This is a genomic window from Pseudoalteromonas sp. MMG007 (assembly GCF_018100985.1).
Taxonomy (GTDB): domain Bacteria; phylum Pseudomonadota; class Gammaproteobacteria; order Enterobacterales; family Alteromonadaceae; genus Pseudoalteromonas.
The window spans coordinates 16938-32707 of sequence record NZ_JAGJEI010000006.1; the positions used below are offsets into that span (position 1 = coordinate 16938).

Consider the following 15770-nt stretch of genomic DNA (forward strand, 5'->3'; position numbering starts at 1 on the left):
GACGCAATGAGAAAGCTAAAAAATTTATTCGAAAATAACAAACGCTGGGCTAAACGCACGAGTGAAGCAAACCCTGAGTTTTTCAAAATTTTATCAATGCAGCAAAATCCAGAGTATCTATGGATTGGTTGCTCAGATTCTCGCGTTCCAGCAAATCAAATAGTTGATTTATTACCTGGTGAGTTATTTGTACACCGCAATGTAGCAAACGTTGTAGTGCACACCGATCACAACTGTTTGTCAGTAATGCAATACGCGGTAGAAGTGCTAAAAGTAAAACATATTATGGTAGTAGGTCATTACGGTTGCGGTGGCGTACAAGCTGTATTGGACAATGCTAAGTTTGGCTTTATTGATAACTGGTTACGCCACGTTGGTGATGTAAAAGAAAAGCACCTTGAGCACCTTAATACTATGGATGAGAAACAGCGTTTAAGCCGTCTTATCGAGCTCAATGTAATAGAGCAAGTACGTAATGTGTGTAGAACTAACATAGTGCAAGACGCATGGGAAAAGGGCCAAGATTTAACGGTTCATGGTTGGGTTTACGGGCTTGAAAATGGTCATTTGCATGACTTAGAAGCAGTTGTCACCTGCGCCGAGGAAGAAACAGAAAGTTATAAAAGAGCGATACAACACGTTTTTCAAAAAGCGGGTTGTGAGTAATTAAGCGCATGGCTAAAACGGCGGTTTTAATAGGTGCCACAGGCTTAGTGGGAAATGAGTTACTGCATAAGCTACTCAGTAGTGAAGATTACTCAAAGGTAGTGACTTTAAGCCGTCGTGATTTAGCCATCTCGCATGTTAAATTAGTAAATCATGTGATTGATTTTGATAAGCTGACTCAACACTCAGAGCTAATTAAAGGCGATGTTTTTTTCTCTTGCTTAGGTACCACACTTAAGCAAGCGGGCTCAGTAGCTGAGCAGCGTAAAGTCGATTTTGATTATCAATTTATAGCGGCGCAATTAGCTGCAAATAACAATATTCCCCATTACTGCTTAGTTTCTTCAAGCGGGGCTAATGCACACAGCCGCAGCGCGTACTTAAAAATGAAAGGGGCGCTTGAACTTCACGTTAAGCAGCTTAATTTTGCTAAGTGCAGTATTTTTCAGCCTTCTTTGTTACTCGGTGAGCGTAAACAATTAAGAGTGGCCGAAAAAATAGGGAGTTATCTTTTCCCGGTTATTACAATGCTACCTTTTTTAAAGCGGTATAAGCCAATTACGGGCAAGCAAGTTGCGAAAAAAATGTATACGGTGAGCATTGAGCAGCAAGCTGCGTTATCGTATTACGTGCTCGATGAGTTATTTAAATAAAGCTAAAAATACAAAAGGCAGCCTAAGCTGCCTTGTGTATTTTTACGCTTATACCAATCTGCTTATATATGAGGTTTATTTAACGTTAAGAAAATTACGCTAGAACTAGGCAAAAATTTTTGTATCTATTTGTTCTAAATAAAAAATTTTTAACGACGTTATAGTGCAATTTAATTCGTTAAATTGATCAAAGATTTATGCAGGTTGGTATTGATTATTCAGCGTCTGTTTTAGCACTTAGCTGCTGCTCAAGTAGGGCAACTTTTGCTTCTAATTCAGTTAATTTCTCGCGAGTACGAATTAGCACTTGGCTTTGCACATCAAATTCTTCACGGCTTACAAAGTCCATTTCAGCAAGCTTATTTTGTAAAACTTGCTTAGTTTTACCTTCAAGTGTGTCCGCTAAATTTTTTACACCTTGTGGCATATTGCTCGTGATTTGCTTTGCAATTTCTTCAAGTTTTGCTGGGTTGATCATAATTGTCCCTTCGGCCTTGCCTAAAATGATAATAACTCATATTACCTTATACCCACTGTATTTAACACATGATCATCTTTATCGAATTAATTAAGGCAATTGCTTTGCCTGCTGTGGTGGTTACGTTAAAATTGCGCGTCTTTTAAATCTCTTTGGTCGTTATGAAACTCAATCCTAAACAAGATGAAGCAGTAAAATATATTAGTGGTCCATGCTTAGTGTTAGCTGGCGCAGGCTCTGGTAAAACTCGTGTTATAACAAATAAAATTGCTTACTTGGTACAACAATGTGAATACAAAGCGCGAAATATTGCAGCTGTAACGTTTACAAATAAAGCCGCTAAAGAGATGCGTGAGCGCGTATTACAAACGCTTAGTAAGCAAGAGGCAAAAGGATTATGGGTATCAACGTTTCATACCTTAGGCCTTGAAATAATAAAAAAAGAGTTAAAAACGTTAGGCTTTAAAGAGGGCTTTTCGTTATTTGATGATCAAGACACAAACCAGCTTTTAAACGATTTAACAGAAGACGAATTAAAAAACGATAAAGACTTACTCAAGCTATTAAAAATGCAAATAGGCAATTGGAAAAATGAACTCGTTTTACCAGAGCAAGCAGTGCGTGAGGCACGTGATGCACAGCAGTCTTTATTTGCGCAGCTATATGCGCGTTATCAAATTCAGCTACGGGCCTATAACGCATTAGATTTTGATGATCTTATTATGATCCCAACGTTGTTACTTACTAATAACGAGACTTCTCGAGAGCGATGGCAACAGCGCTTTAAGTACTTGCTAGTGGATGAGTATCAAGATACCAATACCAGTCAATATCAGCTTGTTAAGCTACTTGTTGGCGAGCGCGCACGTTTTACTGTGGTAGGTGATGATGACCAATCTATTTACTCATGGCGTGGTGCAAGGCCGCAAAACTTAATTCTTTTAAGTAAAGACTACCCAGGCCTTAGGCTAATAAAGCTTGAGCAAAACTACCGTAGTGCACAACGGATTCTTAAATCGGCAAATATACTGATTGCAAATAACCCGCACGATATTGAAAAGAAATTATTTAGTGAGTTAGGTTACGGCGAACCCATTAAAGTAATTGGTTGTCGTGATGAAGAGCACGAGTCGGAGCGTGTGGTTGCAGAGATCATATCTCATAAGTTTATGAAGCGAACGAGTTATAAAGATTACGCTATTTTGTATCGCGGGAATCATCAGGCTCGTGGTTTTGAAAAATCATTAATGAGCAACCGAATACCCTATAAAATAAGCGGTGGAATGTCGTTTTTCTCTCGCTCAGAAATTAAAGATATTATGGCGTATCTACGCTTACTCGTTAATCAGGATGACGATAACGCCTTTTTACGTATTGTTAATACACCGCGTCGTGAAATAGGTACAGTCACCCTTGAAAAGTTAGGAACGCTTGCAAACGAAAAGCACCAAAGTTTATTTGCCACCTGTTTTGATAACGACTTAGGCTACAGACTTAAAGGCCGTGGCTTAAATGCACTTTCGGGGTTTGCTCGCTGGGTAGTGGAGTTATCTGATAATGCAGTGCGCAGCGATACACTCGAAGCCGTCAAAGATTTGGTTCGTAACATAAACTACGAAGCGTACTTGTATGAGTCATCACCGAGTGCAAAAGCGGCTGAAATGCGAATGAAGAACGTTTCTGAATTATATCGATGGATCACCGATATGCTCACAGGCGATGCTGACAATGAGCCGATGACGCTCGCTGAAGTTGTAAGTAAACTAACCCTTCGCGATATGCTTGAGCGCAACGAGGAAGAAGATGAGTCAGATGCAGTGCAACTACTTACTCTGCATGCATCAAAAGGCTTAGAGTACCCGTATGTGTTTATGGTTGGTATGGAAGAGGGGCTTTTACCTCACCAAGTAAGTATTGATGAAGACAATGTTGATGAAGAGCGCCGCTTGGCTTATGTAGGTATTACCCGTGCCCAACAAGAGTTGACACTAACGTATGCAAAAATACGTCGTCAGTTTGGAGAAACATCGCAAACGGAGCTAAGCCGGTTTGTACAAGAGTTACCGCAAGACGATTTGGCGTTTGAGAATAAAAAAGCGCCTAACACTCAAGCTGAGCGAATGGAAAAAGGTCAAGCTCGTGTTGCAAACTTACGGGCTATGCTTAAAAAGCCAGAGTAGCTTAACTTAGCTGCGACTAAGACACCGCAGATATGTTTTGTGTGTGTGTGAGCGTGTGCTGCTTACCTACAAAAAAAGCTAATCCGTGCTTATCTAATAGGGCTCTAAAATTAAGTATGGACGGGCCATTTGCAATCACTTTCATATTCTTAAGCTGGGTAATTGCAAGTACCCCCTGTAGCTGTAAATCAACGCTATCTTGTTGTAATACACGTTTACTAAATGTTGAGCTAAGTAGTAAATAATCAAAGTCTATTTCAGTTAGTAAGTTTAGCTCGCACCTATCCTTGGCAAAGTTATTAAGCCCTACAGAAAACCCTAACTGGGATAACTTTTTAAGGTTATCTATTTGCATAGCACTGGCATGGCGAATTTCTTGCTCATCAAATAATAAGCAAAGCTGACTTTGCCCTTGTTGTTTATTCAATACCTCGGTAAAAACAATAAACTCCAGTTGTTCAAGCAAAATACTTGAACAGGGTACAAGTGCCATTGCGACCCCCGCACTAATGGCTTGTGAATACGCTTGTTGCAATAATTCTAATTCAACTTGTACGTGCTGATCTTTATCAGTTGCAAACTTTTTCAAAATATCAAAACTAGTGCAACCTAAAACAGGGTGTTCGCCAAAGGCTTCAAATAAAGACTCTGATTGAAATTGTTCATTAAGTGTAATAATTTCGCTGCTTTTAAAATGCATTGGGAGCAGGTCTAGATGATGAAGTGTTTGTGATTCTTGTGTAGGAATTGATTGCGTTAATAATGGATGATAGAGCTCGTAGCGGTCTCGACCTGAATTTTTAGCATAATACATCGCTGCATCCGCATCACGTATAATTTCATCTGTATGAGTATATTGTGGTTGTGAAAACGTAATACCAATACTAGCACCACTTTTAATACACGTGCCTTTACTGCAAAATGGTTTTTTCATTATCTCAATAATACGGTTCGCAACATCTTCTGCTTGTTGTGGTTCAGTTAGATGAGTTAATAAAATAACAAATTCATCGCCACCTAAACGTGCAAGTAAATCATGCTCACGTATACAATGAGCAAACAAATCACCCACGCTTATTAAAAACTGATCGCCAGCTTGATGCCCTAGCTGATCGTTTATATCTTTAAATTTATCTAAATCAATAAACAGTACAGCAAAATGATGCTCTGGAAAGCGCTGATAATTTTGTAGTGTTTTTTCTAGCTGTGTTAAAAATAAGCTACGGTTGGGTAAGCCAGTTAATGAGTCGTGATGAGCATCGTGATAAAGTTGCTGTTCAATTTTTTTTCGCTCATCTATTTGCATTTGCAAATGCAGATTTGTTTGTTGAAGCTCTTTTGTTTTTTCACTAACTCTAAACTCAAGCTCTTGGTGACTTTTTTCAATAGCTTGATTAGCTAGCTTAGTTTGTAAAACAGCTGCAATTTGGTGGGATACAAAGGTAATTAGTTCACTGTCGTCTTGACTGAAAATGTGTTTGTTATTATACGCTTGGCAAACAATTAAGCCCATTACACCTTGCGATGTTTTGAGAGGAGCACCAAGCCAACTCGTTGCTTTTTGCTCTAAAGGGACAGGGGCTGAGCGTTGTACTACGCCGCTTTTTAATAGCTCCCTAGCTCTACAAGGGTGTATGAGTTGTGTTTGCTCAGTACTAATTACTAACTCACTATAACCTTTAGCAAAACGCCGTGGCTTTGCTATCTCTCTAAATTCATCAGCGTAATAGGGAAAGTCTATCCATCCACTGTCTTTGTTATATAGCGCAATATATAAGTTGTCGGCATAAGTAATGGTTTTTATTATTTGATGTATTTGAAGATAGGCATCATCAAGATTTTTTGCTTGTGTGGCAAGCTCAGAAATTTTAAATAATATTTGTTGTCTTTGTAGTGCGTGTCTTCGTTGCTCCACTTCAATATTCAACGCATCATTACTTTGCGTAAGTGCACGGGTACGAATTTTTACTTCTGACTCAAGTAACTCACGTTTTTTTACCCGCTCAATTGCCGTTGCCAAATAAAGCGACATTACTTCTAATAGCTGTATTTGTTCACCGCTATACCCTTGCTGGGTATCGTAACTTTGTGCCGCGAGTACCCCTATAATATTTTTTTCTTGATAAACAGGTACGCCTACCCAATGCTCTGCGGGTGTTCCTAATGCTTTAAACAAGCCATTAGCTGCAGCTTGCTGCATTTGCTTTTTAGTAAAGTAGGTTGTTTTACCCTGCTTAAAGATATAACCCGTAGCCCCTTCATCAAAACTATTAGATTGGTTTAGTGGAACAGCAATCCCGTCTTTTTCATCTGAAAAATAAGAGAGTTCCAATGAATTGTTATACGAATTGGAAAGCACCACATAAAAGCTTTTGCTCGGTAAGTATTTTTGCAATATATCGTGGATGGCAGGGTAAAGTAGGGTTAACTCGGCAACAGTGCTCGCTTGCTCTGATAATTGTATCAGGGCACTTTGTAGATGGTGAGATTGCTTGTACTTTTCTAATAGCGCTTTGAGCTTTTTATTTTGATACGCTAACTTACTCGGTACAGTGAGTTTATCTTCCAATGACGTTGACCGGCGATTTTTTATTGTATAGTTATTGTTCTTATAATTTCACTTTTAAGGGGACAGGTCAAGTAAGTATTGTGGTAAAAATGTGGCTAAAAGCGTTAAAAAGGCATTAAAAAAGGCCTACCTAAGGTAAGCCTTCTTACATTACTAAATAGTATTTACTTAGATGTCATGAAATCGATAGCAGCGCTAATCTCGTCATCAGAACAATCCATACAAGTCCCTTTAGGCGGCATTGCATTAAAACCATTTAGTGCGTGCTCAAGTAAAGTATCTTTACCTTTGGCTATACGCGGTGCCCAGTCATCAGCTGATTTAGGCGCGCCTAATGCACCAGTACCATGACATGCAAAACAAGCACCTTGGTAAACCTGCTCACCTGAACGTGGGCCTGTAGGCTCAGCAGCAACAGCCGCTTTGTCGCCTTCAAGGTATACAGCACCAACCGGCGCGAGACGTTTTTTTATTGCATCTTCAGTCATAGAATTATCATATGGCTGTGCGTATGCGGTGGTTGCTAGCATTACTAATGCTGCAGCTGTTAGTTTTTTCATTTTGCCTTGCTCACTTCGATTTGAACGTGATCAATCACGATTATAGATGACGGAAATTAAACCGATTATAACTCTCTGAAGCAATTTATAAAACGCTAAGAGGCTATTTTATTAATAAAACTGACTAATTTTTGCGTTAACGCAATAAAATTTAAAAATTAACGTTATTTTGTAAAGTAAACAAATAAAGTTAATGTGCTACATTACAAGCAAAGTCATTTTAAGTTAGCTCATAGATAATACGCTGCGTACAAGTTTTTCGATCCCTGCATCGGCTTCAACAAGCGATTGTGCAAGCATATATGCAGGGGTGGTTACTAATTTGTTTGATTGATCAATTACAATATCGTCAACCGCACAGTCTACGTGCTTAGAGCCGAGCGATGTTAATGCGTTTGCAATATCTTCATCAGTGCCGATAGTAAGTGAAGCATCATCATAAATAAAGGGGATCAAAGCCGGAGCTATACACATATAACCTGCTGGCTTTTTAGCTTTTGCAAATGCTTTACCCGCTTCAAGTACCCCAGCGTTGATAGTTGCATTTGCACCATTAAGAGCAAAGTCACATAAGTTTTTTGCTGCACCAAAACCACCAGGAACAATGAGCGCGTCAAATTGTTGTACGTCTAATTCTTTCAGCGATTTAATGTCGCCTCTAGCAATTCGTGCGGCTTCAACAAGCACATTACGCGTTTCAGGCATTTCTTCACCCGTGATATGATTTATAGTGTGATGCTGCGCTATATCTGGTGCAAAACACTGATAGTTAGCATCATTTTTAGCTATATGTAATAAGCTAAGTACAGCTTCATTAATTTCACTACCATCAAAAACACCAGACCCTGCTAAAATTACGGCTACTTTTTTCATGCTTTTGTGCTCCTAAAATCATTTTCATAAGTCGATTGGGTGAAGTCTAACATGCTCAAAATTTCTCGTTAAAATAAATTTTTAGTATAAAAAGCATTCGCTGAGCAAGTTATTTTGCGGTTTATGCCATTTGCGATCACTTCGCCTCTAAAAAAATTATAAAGGATCGCTATGATCTTTGATCCATTATGCTAGAATACTCCTCCGGTTATTTAAATGGATACAAATAATCAAAGTGACTAACAGCGGATGTAACAGTTAGAAAACCTTTTTCCACATTGGTTTAAAATAATAAAAAAAGAACCTCGTATTATCTTTTTTAAACAAAAACAAGCAGTTAAAGTATTTTCTAAGCATTTCATATTGCTTCGGAAGAATAGCCTGTGGCTGTTATCTACATACTTATCCACAGCTTGCTCTAATTTATATACCACGACGGATGATAATTCACAGTCGTTTTATTTACTGCCTTATGGCATGCTTACAATTACCTTAATTTTTTGTATTTAGGATCCAAATTCACCATGGCTCAGATCCCCGAAAACCCACTCATTTTAGTTGATGGCTCTTCATATTTATTTCGTGCTTATCATTCTCCGCCGCATTTAACTAATTCAAAAGGCGAGGCTACCGGGGCTATTTACGGTGTGATCAACATGCTTAAAAGCCTGATCAGACAATATGATCCGTCGCACATGGTAGTGGTGTTTGATGCCAAAGGTAAAACTTTTCGTAATGATATGTATAGCGAGTATAAAGCTAACCGCCCGCCTATGCCGGACGACTTACGCACGCAAATAGCACCAATACACAGCATTATTAAAGCAATGGGTTTTCCGCTTATTAGCATTGAAGGTGTTGAAGCCGATGATGTAATTGGCACCTTTGCACGCATTGCATCAGAGCAAAAACGTCATGTACTCGTTTCAACGGGTGATAAAGACATGGCTCAGCTTGTAAATGAGCATGTAACACTTATTAATACCATGACCGACAGTATTTCAGACCCACAAACCGTAGTAGAAAAATTTGGGGTAGGTCCAGAGCTAATTATTGATTATTTAGCATTGATGGGTGACAAGGTTGATAATATACCAGGTGTTGAAGGGTGCGGTCCTAAAACAGCTGTTAAGTGGCTTCAAAAATACGGATCGCTTCAAGGTGTAATGGATAACGCAGGCGATATTAAAGGTAAGATTGGTGAAAAGTTAGCAACAGCGCTTGATCATCTGCCTTTAAGCTATGAGCTTGCAACAATAAAATGTGATGTTGAGGTTGAATCTGATCTTGATACCTTTAAGCTTCAAGAGCCAAATAAAGATGAGTTAATTGCATTATATGGTGAATGCGAATTTCGTCGTTGGTTAGCTGAGCTATTGGATGATCCTAAAACCGCAGATACACATTTAGATGTGCCTACTGAGGCAAATGAGCTGCCAAAAGTTGAAGATGCACATTACGAAACTATTTTAACCGAATCACAATTTGATACGCTTATTAAGCAGTTAAACAGTGCCGAGTTATTTGCGTTTGATACCGAAACAACCAGCCTTGATTATATGCAAGCGCAGTTAGTCGGTATGAGCTTTTCAGTAAAAGCGGGTGAAGCAGCTTACTTACCTGTTGCGCACGACTACCCAGGAGCACCAGAGCAATTAAGTCTTGAGTTTGTAATGCAAAAACTTGGGCCAATTTTAGCTGATGAAAATAAAGCCAAAGTAGGACAAAATCTTAAGTACGATAAAAGTGTGCTGGCTAATGCCGGTTATGAACTTAACGGTATTAAGTTTGACACTATGCTTGAGTCGTACGTATTTAATAGCGTAGGCACACGCCATGACATGGATTCATTAGCACTTAAATACCTAGGCCATAAAAATATTAGTTTTGAAGATATTGCTGGCAAAGGTAAAAAGCAGCTAACCTTTAACCAAATTGAGCTTGAAAAAGCCGCGCCTTATGCTGCTGAAGATGCGGATATAACTCTGCGTTTACACGAAGTGCTGTGGCCTAAACTAGAGGCAGATGAAAAGCTAAAATCGGTATTTGAAGAAATAGAAATGCCTTTGGTAAATGTTATTTCGGATATTGAACGCACAGGTGTAGCAATTGATAGCAACATGCTTGCAGCGCACAGTCAACGCTTAGGTGAGCGTTTGCTTGAACTTGAAAAAGAAGCATTTGAAATAGCGGGCGAACCATTTAACTTAAGCTCACCAAAACAATTACAAGTTCTATTATTTGAAAAGCTTGAGCTGCCAGTTATTAAAAAAACACCTAAAGGTGCGCCTTCAACGGCTGAAGAGGTACTGCAAGAGCTTGCTCATGATTATCCATTACCAAAAGTAATTATTGAACATCGCGGATTATCTAAGCTTAAATCAACGTATACCGACAAATTACCGTTAATGGTCAATGAGAAAACGCAACGTGTGCATACGTCTTATCATCAAGCGGTTACAGCAACAGGGCGTTTAAGCTCAACCGATCCTAACTTACAAAATATACCAATTCGCTCTGAAGAGGGACGCCGTATTCGTGAAGCCTTTATAGCCGCAGAAGGTTATAAAATTGTAGCTGCCGATTACAGCCAAATTGAGCTGCGTATTATGGCGCACTTATCGCAAGATAAAGGCCTACTTAATGCCTTTGCAAACGGTTTAGATGTTCACAGTGCAACTGCTGCTGAAGTGTTTGGTGTTGAGCTTGATGATGTAACCACAGATATGCGCCGTAAAGCTAAAGCAGTAAACTTTGGTTTAATTTATGGAATGTCAGCCTTTGGTTTAGCGCGTCAGCTTGATGTGCCACGCCACGAAGCGCAGCACTATATTGATAAATACTTTGAGCGTTTCCCTGGTGTACTTGAATACATGGAAACAACCCGCGGAAAAGCCGCTGAAAATGGGTATGTTGAAACTATTTTTGGTCGTCGCCTGCATTTACCAGAAATCAATGCGCGCAATGGCGCTCGACGCAAAGGTGCTGAACGTGCAGCAATTAATGCACCAATGCAAGGCACAGCGGCAGACATTATTAAAAAAGCAATGTTAAGTGTACATAGCTGGGTAAGCGAGCAGGCACCAAATACGATTAAGTTACTTATGCAAGTTCACGATGAACTGGTATTTGAGATTAAAACGGATTGTGCACAAGCGTACACAAAACAAATTTGTGAACTCATGTCGCAAGCGGCCACACTTGATGTGCCTTTAATAGTAGAAGCCGATGAAGGTGAAAACTGGGAACAAGCTCACTAATACTTAATTATTTATTTACTTTAAAGCGCCACTAGGCGCTTTTTTTATGACTGTAAAAAACTAGCGCAATAATGATTTAGATTTTTGCTGTGAACAAGGTTTAGTTAAAAGTAGGTTAATTTAAGCAACTATTTGTATTAAATAGTTATATGTTCGTCAATTCGAACTGTTTTTAAGGAATATCATTGTATTTTTATGCGCTCTTTTGTTAAAGTCCCGCCCGTCCTCATCCTGTAGGACATCCTGTTGATGATGCATCTGAAAGGGTGCAACAAATTGATAGCTTCTCCCCAGTTTGCTATACCGGCCTGCCATATTTTTGGTGGGCCGTTTTTTATTCTGCTCCTAAAAACTCAGCTTTATTAATTTTGCTTATCGCGTTATCCATTCGTTACTTTGAGGTGGTTTGGGTACATCTCAGGTGATACCATCAAAGTGCTATTATTTTGATTCCTATTATTTTCATTTTATTACTAAGGAGTGCGTTATGTTTAAAGCATTAGCTATTGCAGGTTTTTCTTTATCAAGTTTAGTCATTTCTAATGTTGCTCAGGCTGATTGGCAGCTTGTTAATGATAAAAGCCAATTGAGCTTTGTATCAATTAAAAAAGATTCAGTTGCAGAGGCCCATCACTTTACCAACCTCGAGGGCATGCTTACAGATAGCGGTAAGTTTAGCGTAAATGTCGACTTAAGCTCTGCAGAAACGCTTATCCCAATCCGTAATGAGCGTTTAGCTAAACTATTATTTGAAGCGAGTAAATTTCCAAATGCTGTTTTAAGTGCTGATTTAGCTAAAGAACTTAGTCGTGTTAAAAAGCCAGGCCAGCATGTGCTTAAAGGTATTGATGCTGAACTTGATTTTCATGGAAATAAAAAGCCATTCAAAATAGATGTGTTAGTAACTAGCTTACAAAACGGTGACTTAAGCGTGTCATCTTTCACACCGATTATTATTAATAGTGATGATTTTGGCGTAACGGAAGGTGTTAAACAGCTACAAAAATTAGCGGGATTACCGTCAATAGCGACAGCTGTACCCGTTACATTTGCACTAACACTTAAAAAACAGTGATCTCACTTGCACAGCTTAGTAAACAATTAAGCGAGCCAAGCAAACCGTTTGACAGCTGGCAGCCAACTCATTGTGGTGAGCTGCCAATTGTTATTGATGAGCAAGGGCAATGGTTTTACGATGGCAGTGAGATAACTCGCATTGCTATGGTGAAGCTATTCGCCAGTGTTTTATGTAAAGAAGGTACGCAGTTTTACCTAAAAACCCCAGTCGAAAAAATAGCGATAGAGGTGCAAGATGCGCCATTTATAATTGTGGACTGGCGTTTTGAAAATACAGCACAAGGAAAGGTTTTGTGTTGTATAGATAATATTGCTAGGCAATGGCTCATAAGTGCTGATCAGCCATTAGCTATACAAAACTATAAAGGTATAGCCGTGCCCTATTTACAGCTACCGTATGGTTGCTGTGCACGTATAAATAGAAGTGTGTTTTATCAGTGGGCTGAAATAGCCGCAGAAGATGAGCGCGGCTATTATATAAAATCAGCAGAAGAAAAGTTTTATCTTTCTTAGCAATTAAGCGTTAGGGTCTGTTTCTTCGCTTTGTTTGTCTTGTGGTGGAATTGCTACAACGGGACCTAAGTACCATTCATCTAGCTTTTTAGCAACTTCAGGTAAGCCTGTGCCTTTAAGCGATGAAAATGCATGTACAGTAATGTCACCATCAAGCTCGCTTAATTCACGACGTACTTGTAATACCTGTGCCTTACGCGCACCTTGCTTAAGCTTGTCTGCTTTTGTTAAAAGGGCAAGTACTGGTATTTCGCTACCTATAGCCCAGTTAATTAAATCTTTATCTAAGTCTTTTAACGGATGGCGAATATCCATTAATACCACGATACCCTTTAGGCTTTGGCGTTTTTGCAGGTATTCACCTAACGACTTTTGCCATTTCTTTTTCATTTCAATTGGCACTTTAGCAAAACCATACCCAGGTAAATCGATTAAGCGCATGTTGTCAACATCGGCAAGTTCAAAGGTATTGATTAGCTGAGTACGCCCTGGTGTTTTACTGGTACGAGCTAGCTTTTGATCTGTAAGCGCATTAAGTGCACTTGATTTACCTGCATTAGAGCGACCAGCAAACGCGACTTCAATTCCCGTATCAGCAGGTAATTTAGTAATGTCTGGAGCGCTTGTTACGAAAGACGCAGTATTATATTTGATACGAGATTTGAGCACAGGCTCTCCTAAAACTTAAAAATGGTCATGTTGAGTAAACTAAATTCACTCAGGGCGCGTATTTTATACTATAAAGGATGTATTAAAAAGCGTATTTAAACACCTTAAAGCAGCACAAATGGCACATTAAAAGACACTTAAAGCTTAATCTAGGTCAAAACCCTATAATTTATAAGCTTAATATGAGTAGAAAACGTGCCAGAGAATTTTTTATCGTGTAGAATACATGTATTACAACTATCTATATTGTAGATGATACAGGGTCGGAAACAGAGAATTCACCATGAAAAAAATAGCACTATCTTTAACAATATTGCTTGGTGCGTTGTCAGCAAGCAACGCAACAGCATTCGATGGCGATGTAAACGCAGGTAAAGAAAAATCAGCAACGTGTGCGGCTTGTCACGGCCCAGATGGTAATGCGCCGGTTAATATCTACCCTAAGCTTGCAGGTCAACATCCAGATTATATCCTTAAGCAACTTCAGGATTTAAAATTAGGTATGACTTCTGGCGGTAAAGAAGGTCGTATGGATCCGGTTATGAGCGCTATGGCGATGCCACTTAGCGAGCAAGACATGAAAGATTTAGCTGCCTATTTCTCTTCATTGAATATGTCTGAAGGTTCAACACCTAAAGATGTGGTTGAAGTTGGTAAAATGCTTTTTAAAGCGGGCGATGCAGAACGTGGAATTCCATCATGTGCAGCATGTCATGGCCCTCGTGGTAACGGTTCATCATTAGCTAAGTTTCCAAAAATTTCTTTTCAACATCCAGAATACATCAAGTCTCAACTTGAAAAATTCCGCGATGGCACGCGTAGTAATGACCTAAACGGCATGATGGGCGATATAGCTAAGAAATTAACAGATAAAGACATTGAAGTACTTTCTCAGTACTTAGGTGGTTTACACTAAAGTCGTATTTATCAAGCCGTCACTAGATAATACACTATAATGTGTTGAAAAAAGCAGCTTAGGCTGCTTTTTTTGTATGTTAATTTACCGATATAACCCTTCGTCTATGTGAGACATTGACCATATTAAGCTGTAAGAAAAGTCCTCTTTTAAATTTTTGTTTAAAGTTAACTAATTGAAAATTAAATACTTCATCTCATGTTAATGTAATCATTATAATAAAAGTTATATAAACCAGTTGTAACAAAATTATTAACGAGTAAATTAACCACTGTCGCAAAACAACAATAACAAAATGGATTATGCTAAAGGAAAATGGCGCGACACGGCTACATAGCACAAGATGTTGCTACTAAAGGAAATAATAAAAAAGAGTCAGGACGACCGAGAATAATAAAAAGCTCATGGAAGTTTAATAATAAAAACAAAAGGGAATGTTACATGGAAGGTATTCATAATAACAAAACGGACTGATAATAATAAAAATAATAAAGACTAAAAAGTCGAAGGGAGAAGTGTCCAGATAATGGCGCTCAGATTAGCAGGCGGTAGAGATGTTTTCTCTACCGCCTTTTTATTTGTCCTGTTACAATACCCACCGTTTAAAATTAGCGATTATTAGCTAAGGCGCTTTTTAATGAGTAACCCAACCTCTATAGCGCAAACTGAATTCTTCTGGCTAGGCCAGCACTGCGATGCCCATTAAGTTGCGCCTCGCTCAAAACCTCTTAAGTGAGATGATCAAGATATGAGTAGAACTAAAAAGTCACGCAAAAGCCCATCAAATGGACCTGTTCGTCTAAGCCAAGACAAACTTAAAGAAATGCGCGCATTGAAAGAGCAGCGAGTAAAAAAAACCAAAGGTGCTAAGCCTGGTTCTCGTAACGCTCCTGAGCTATTAGATAATGATAGCCAAAAAGGCGGTTACACGCCCAAAGATAAGCGTGTAGGCAGTAAAAAAGCGGTGCCATTAATTGCTACAGCACCTGAACCTAAAGTTGAAATGAAACGTAACTTAAAACCTACGGTTGAACTTAAAAAGGTTACTGAGCCTGAGATTACACCAGAACAAGAGCTTGAAGCGCTTGAAAATGATGAGCGCTTACTAAAATTAGTCGAGCGCCATGAAAAAGGTGAAATGCTAACCGGTAAAGATGCTAAGTACTTTAATAGCCGTATTGCTCGCCATCAGGCCTTATGTAAAATCCTTGGTATTGAAGATGAGGATGAAGACGAGTTTGAAGATGATTTCGAAGATGACTTTGCAAGTGAAAGCAACGCTGACTTCGATCAATACTTATCTGACGATTTAGCCAATGAATGGCTAGACGAAGACGACAAATAGTAAGGGCAAAT

Annotated in this window: 13 protein-coding genes; 8 read left to right on the forward strand and 5 right to left on the reverse strand. The window is 39.0% G+C overall.

Features of this window, described 5'->3' with window-relative positions; all coding sequences use genetic code 11:
• Positions 1–6 precede the first annotated feature (6 nt).
• Together can and J8L71_RS09205 are read left to right on the forward strand one after the other, a co-directional pair.
• Entirely contained in the window at positions 7–666 is a 660-nt protein-coding gene (can, locus tag J8L71_RS09200; protein ID WP_211000283.1) for a carbonate dehydratase, read from the forward strand.
• An 8-nt stretch (positions 667–674) separates the two neighbouring features.
• Positions 675–1319 (forward strand): short chain dehydrogenase, encoded by a 645-nt coding sequence (locus tag J8L71_RS09205; protein ID WP_211000284.1) that lies wholly within the window; start codon positions 675–677, stop codon positions 1317–1319.
• 214 nt (positions 1320–1533) lie between these two features.
• Here J8L71_RS09205 and J8L71_RS09210 read toward each other — a convergent pair whose 3' ends face one another.
• Positions 1534–1797, reverse strand: coding sequence for an accessory factor UbiK family protein (locus J8L71_RS09210; RefSeq protein WP_138682595.1), 264 nt, complete (start codon positions 1795–1797; stop codon positions 1534–1536).
• 161 nt (positions 1798–1958) lie between these two features.
• On the opposite strand from J8L71_RS09210, the gene rep reads away from it, so the two are divergent.
• Complete coding sequence (gene rep / locus J8L71_RS09215; RefSeq protein WP_211000285.1) at positions 1959–3977, forward strand: DNA helicase Rep; 2019 nt, start codon at positions 1959–1961, stop codon at positions 3975–3977.
• A 16-nt stretch (positions 3978–3993) separates the two neighbouring features.
• Here rep and J8L71_RS09220 read toward each other — a convergent pair whose 3' ends face one another.
• The 3 genes from J8L71_RS09220 to elbB form a co-directional block, all read right to left on the reverse strand.
• Positions 3994–6546: a diguanylate cyclase gene (locus J8L71_RS09220; protein ID WP_211000286.1), complete on the reverse strand. Its 2553-nt coding sequence runs from the start codon at positions 6544–6546 to the stop codon at positions 3994–3996.
• 164 nt (positions 6547–6710) lie between these two features.
• Positions 6711–7106, reverse strand: coding sequence for a cytochrome c5 family protein (locus J8L71_RS09225; RefSeq protein ID WP_211000287.1), 396 nt, complete (start codon positions 7104–7106; stop codon positions 6711–6713).
• A gap of 225 nt (positions 7107–7331) precedes the next feature.
• Positions 7332–7979: an isoprenoid biosynthesis glyoxalase ElbB gene (gene elbB, locus J8L71_RS09230; RefSeq protein WP_211000288.1), complete on the reverse strand. Its 648-nt coding sequence runs from the start codon at positions 7977–7979 to the stop codon at positions 7332–7334.
• A 524-nt stretch (positions 7980–8503) separates the two neighbouring features.
• Between elbB and polA the strand changes: the two genes are divergently transcribed.
• From polA to J8L71_RS09245, 3 genes are all read left to right on the forward strand, one after another.
• Entirely contained in the window at positions 8504–11239 is a 2736-nt protein-coding gene (gene polA / locus J8L71_RS09235; RefSeq protein ID WP_211000289.1) for a DNA polymerase I, read from the forward strand.
• Between the two features lie 487 nt (positions 11240–11726).
• A complete protein-coding gene (locus J8L71_RS09240; RefSeq protein WP_211000290.1) occupies positions 11727–12314 on the forward strand; it encodes a YceI family protein in 588 nt (195 codons plus the stop codon).
• Entirely contained in the window at positions 12311–12829 is a 519-nt protein-coding gene (locus J8L71_RS09245) for a DUF1285 domain-containing protein (RefSeq protein ID WP_211000291.1), read from the forward strand. The genes J8L71_RS09240 and J8L71_RS09245 overlap by 4 nt, the downstream gene beginning before the upstream one ends.
• A gap of 3 nt (positions 12830–12832) precedes the next feature.
• Here J8L71_RS09245 and yihA read toward each other — a convergent pair whose 3' ends face one another.
• Positions 12833–13498 carry a ribosome biogenesis GTP-binding protein YihA/YsxC gene (gene yihA, locus J8L71_RS09250; RefSeq protein ID WP_211000292.1) on the reverse strand — a complete coding sequence of 222 codons (666 nt, stop codon included), beginning with the start codon at positions 13496–13498 and terminating at the stop codon, positions 12833–12835.
• A 283-nt stretch (positions 13499–13781) separates the two neighbouring features.
• Here yihA and J8L71_RS09255 point away from each other — a divergent pair, with 283 nt between their 5' ends.
• A complete protein-coding gene (locus J8L71_RS09255; protein WP_211000293.1) occupies positions 13782–14414 on the forward strand; it encodes a c-type cytochrome in 633 nt (210 codons plus the stop codon).
• 748 nt (positions 14415–15162) lie between these two features.
• Complete coding sequence (gene yihI, locus J8L71_RS09260) at positions 15163–15759, forward strand: Der GTPase-activating protein YihI (RefSeq protein WP_211000294.1); 597 nt, start codon at positions 15163–15165, stop codon at positions 15757–15759.
• Positions 15760–15770 lie beyond the last annotated feature (11 nt).